Below are 3,687 nucleotides of genomic sequence, written 5' to 3'. Positions count from 1 at the left end.
GGGGTCGTTTGCGGGAGGGGGCGAAATCCTACGCTAAGGCTTTGGCCAGCGATATTCTCCGGTGAGATTGATGTGCTCCCATCCGAGCGGAGAGACGTGAGCCAAGAGATCGGGCGATAGCAGTTTTCCCTCGCGTTTGTGACTGGCAACGACTTCGCTCAGCTTCATGGTGTTCCAGAAGATGATGATGGCGGCTAGCAGGTTCATGCCGGCGATCCTGTAATGCTGGCCTTCGGCGGAACGGTCGCGGATTTCGCCGCGCCGGTGGAAGCTGATGGCTCGTTTCAGCGCGTGATGGGCCTCGCCCTTGTTGAGCCCGATCTGGGCACGGCGTTGCAGCTCGGCATCCAGAATCCAGTCGATCATGAACAGGGTCCGCTCGACGCGGCCGACCTCCCGCAAAGCCGTGGCCAGTTCGTTCTGCCTCGGATAGGAGGCAAGTTTGCGCAGGATCTGGCTTGGCGCGATGCTTCCGGCCGCGATGGTAGCAGCGATGCGCAGGATATCGGGCCAGTTGCGCTCGATCATGACCTGATTGATTTTTCCGCCGATCATGGCCCGCAGGTGGGCCGGGGCGGCCATGGGATTGAATGCATAGAGCCGTTTGGACGGCAGATCGCGAATGCGCGGAGCGAACCGATAGCCGAGAATGGCGCATGCGGCAAAGACGTGATCGGTGAAGCCGCCCGTATCAGCGAACTGCTCGCGGATATGGCGGCCGGCATCGTTCATAAGCAGGCCGTCGAGGATGTAAGGAGCTTCGCTCGCCGTCGCAGGGATCACCTGGGTCGCGAACGGCGCATATTGGTCGGAGACGTGGGTATAAGCCTTCAGGCCCGGGGTATTGCCGTATTTCGCGTTGACCAGGTTCATGGCCTCGCCTTGTTCCGTGGCGGAGAAGAACTGGCCGTCGCTCGAGGCCGAGCTGCCCATGCCCCAGAACTGGGCCATTGGTAGCACTGCTTGCGCCTCGACCACCATGGCCAGCGCCCGGTCGTAGGCTTCGCCCTCGACATGCCACCGTCCAATGCGGATCAGTTCCCAGAAGGTGTGTGTGTTCGTCGCGTCGGCCATCTTGCGTAGGCCGAGGTTGATCCCTTCCGCAAGGATGACGTTCATCAGCCCGATCCGGTCGGCGCAGGGCGCTCCAGTGCGCAGATGTGTGAACGCTTCGGTGAAGCCGGTCACTGCATCCACCTCCAGCAAGAGATCGGTGATGCGCGTGGGCGGGATCTGCTTGTAGAGATCGAGTACCAGATCTTCGGCGCCGGTCGGCACGGCGGCTTCGAGCTTCTCGATATGCAGAACGCCGTTTTCGATCGAACCGCCGGGAATCGTGCCCGTGCGTGCCGCACGGCCAAGCTCGCGCAACCGGATATCGAGACGAGCTTGGCGGTCCGCCAGCCATTCTTCCGGCCGCAATGGCACGGCGAGCCGACCGCTTTCCGCAACGGCTTGCGCCGGGACGAGTGCATGTTTCAGATCGCCATAGCGCCGGGATCTGGCCAGCCAGACATCCCCGGAGCGGAACGTATCGCGCAGATGGAACAGCACCGCGATCTCCCAGAGGCGGGTGTCGCCAATCGCCTGGGCACGAAGATGACGATGCCATTTCGAGCTAGGCCGAAGGAAGCCGATACGCGCGGCATCATTCACACCGGCGCGCAGGGCCGTCACCGCTTCCAGAAGCGGCAGCGCGACTGGCGCAGCCCGCAGATCGAGCAGGCGCAACATGCGAGGAGCGTACCGGCGGAAACGGTGATAGCCGTCGAGCACATGATTGAGCGGATCGTCTGCCATGGTGGCAGTCAGTCGTGTTGCCATTGCAACAAGAGTTTTGAAACCGTCCCAACCCGATCCACGCGCAATGACGTCGTCCAGCGGCTGGTCGTCGTCCTGTGCATCGACCAGGGCTCCGCCAATTTCGGCGAAGGATTTCAAGGTGTCGCGCACCACGTTCGCCTCGTCGGCGACCTTCGCCTGGCAAATGCGCTCCGATGCACGGTAGAGCCTGCCGACGATCCGGTCGTGGGTTTCGACCACGGCGTCGGCGAGCATCGCCTGCCATTCCGACGCGCAAACGGCCAGAATAGCAAGCCGTCTGTCTTGCGGAAGATCGCGCATGCCATCTGCATAGTACCGTTCGCCCTGCCTACGCAGACGTGTCACGCGATGAGCAGGAACACCGGCCAGCAGATCCTCGGAGAAATCGATACGTTGCAGGTATTCGAGCCGGTCGAGCAGCCGGTTAGCCGACAAAGAGTTCGACCCAGGCTCGAATTGGCGCAACCACACGAAGCGAGACACCCGGTCGTCAGCCGTCTCCTCGAGCAATGACAGCAACTGCTCCCGGATGGCCACGGACAGCCGGCTGGCGATCCTCGTCTCGATCCGCCGCTCAGCATCGACCAGGGCCTTGGCGCAAAGCCGCTCGATCGTCGATGTTGCAGGAAGAACCATGCGGGTGCGTCGGCACTCAGCCACGAAGCGGCGGGCGATATCCTCGTTCGACACCGCCATCTCGGCTTCCCGAAACAGCCAGTCCTTTAGTTCGCGTGAGCCACGTCCGGAGAAGGTACGGAATCCGTAGAGCGCCCGCAACTCGGCAAGATGTTCGTGCCGCGTCTCTTCGCGGGCGGCATACTCAACCAGATCGTCAGCACGCAGGCCAATTTGCGCCCCGATAAATTCAACGACTTCCGCCGGGATCAGTTCGCCCGGAGCCAACACCCGGCCGGGATAGCGAAGGACGCACAATTGCAGAGCGAAGCCGAACCTGTTGTGAGCGCGCCGACGCTGCTTGATATGGCCGAGGTCTTCATCGCTCAGCGTGTAGTGCCTCAACAAATCCGTCTGGGAGGTTGGCAGACGCAGCAGCGCGTCCTTCTGTCTATCGGTGAGCGTGACGCGGCGCGGCATTCATGTTCCTTTTTCAAAAACTGATAATGTTCAAGACGCTTTGTTTATGAAGCTGGTTAAGATACATTTCTAGCGAACAAATCTTTCGTGGCCAGCGCGCCGCCTCAAACCAACGTTTAAGAAACATGATGATCGGATACGCACGCGTCTCAAAAGCCGATGGCTCGCAGTCCCTCGACCTACAGCACGACGACCTGCGCGCCGCCGGCGTCGAACAGGACAACATCTATGAGGATCGCGCCCCCGGCGGCCGCGATGATCGGCCCGGACTGGCCGCCTGCCTGAAATCCCTGCGCGACGGCGACGTGCTGGTGGTCTGGAAGCTAGACCGCCTCGGGCGGTCGCTTGCCCACCTGGTCAATACTGTGAAGGATCTGTCGGATCGCAATATCGGCCTGCGGGTGCTGACTGGAAAGGGCGCTCAGATCGACACCACGACCGCATCCGGGCGCATGGTGTTCGGTATCTTCGCCACCCTGGCCGAGTTCGAGCGTGACCTGATCCGCGAACGGACTATGGCCGGCCTCGCCGCCGCAAGAGCGCGCGGTCGCAAAGGCGGCCGAAAATTCGCCCTGACCAAAGCACAGGTGCGTCTTGCTCAGGCCGCCATGGCGCAGCGCGACACTTCCGTTTCCGATCTGTGCAAGGAGCTCGGGATCCAGCGTGTCACTCTCTATCGATATGTCGGCCCAAAGGGCGAACTTAGGGACTACGGAAAGCGCGTCCTCGGCTTAGCGTAGGATTTCGCCCCCTCCCGCAAACGACCCC

Annotated in this window: 2 protein-coding genes; one reads left to right on the top strand and one right to left on the bottom strand. The window is 61.8% G+C overall.

The annotated features are described in order from the left end of the window. Positions 1-33 precede the first annotated feature (33 nt). Complete coding sequence (locus tag NJLHNGOC_RS15250) at positions 34-2,919, bottom strand: Tn3 family transposase (protein ID WP_113597093.1); 2,886 nt, start codon at positions 2,917-2,919, stop codon at positions 34-36. A 125-nt stretch (positions 2,920-3,044) separates the two neighbouring features. On the opposite strand from NJLHNGOC_RS15250, the gene NJLHNGOC_RS15245 reads away from it, so the two are divergent. Next, positions 3,045-3,659, top strand: a complete 615-nt coding sequence (locus tag NJLHNGOC_RS15245; RefSeq protein ID WP_113597092.1) for a recombinase family protein — start codon at positions 3,045-3,047, stop codon at positions 3,657-3,659. Positions 3,660-3,687 lie beyond the last annotated feature (28 nt).

Origin of the sequence: Novacetimonas cocois (assembly GCF_003311635.1) — a bacterium.
Taxonomy (GTDB): domain Bacteria; phylum Pseudomonadota; class Alphaproteobacteria; order Acetobacterales; family Acetobacteraceae; genus Novacetimonas; species Novacetimonas cocois.
This window is presented reverse-complemented; position numbering and strand designations above follow the sequence as displayed.

Bases quoted from the DNA above. Each gene is read 5' to 3' on its own strand.
- NJLHNGOC_RS15250 (WP_113597093.1), bottom strand. From the start codon at position 2,919: ATGCCGCGCCGCGTCACGCTCACCGATAGACAGAAGGACGCGCTGCTG.
- NJLHNGOC_RS15245 (WP_113597092.1), top strand. From the start codon at position 3,045: ATGATGATCGGATACGCACGCGTCTCAAAAGCCGATGGCTCGCAGTCC.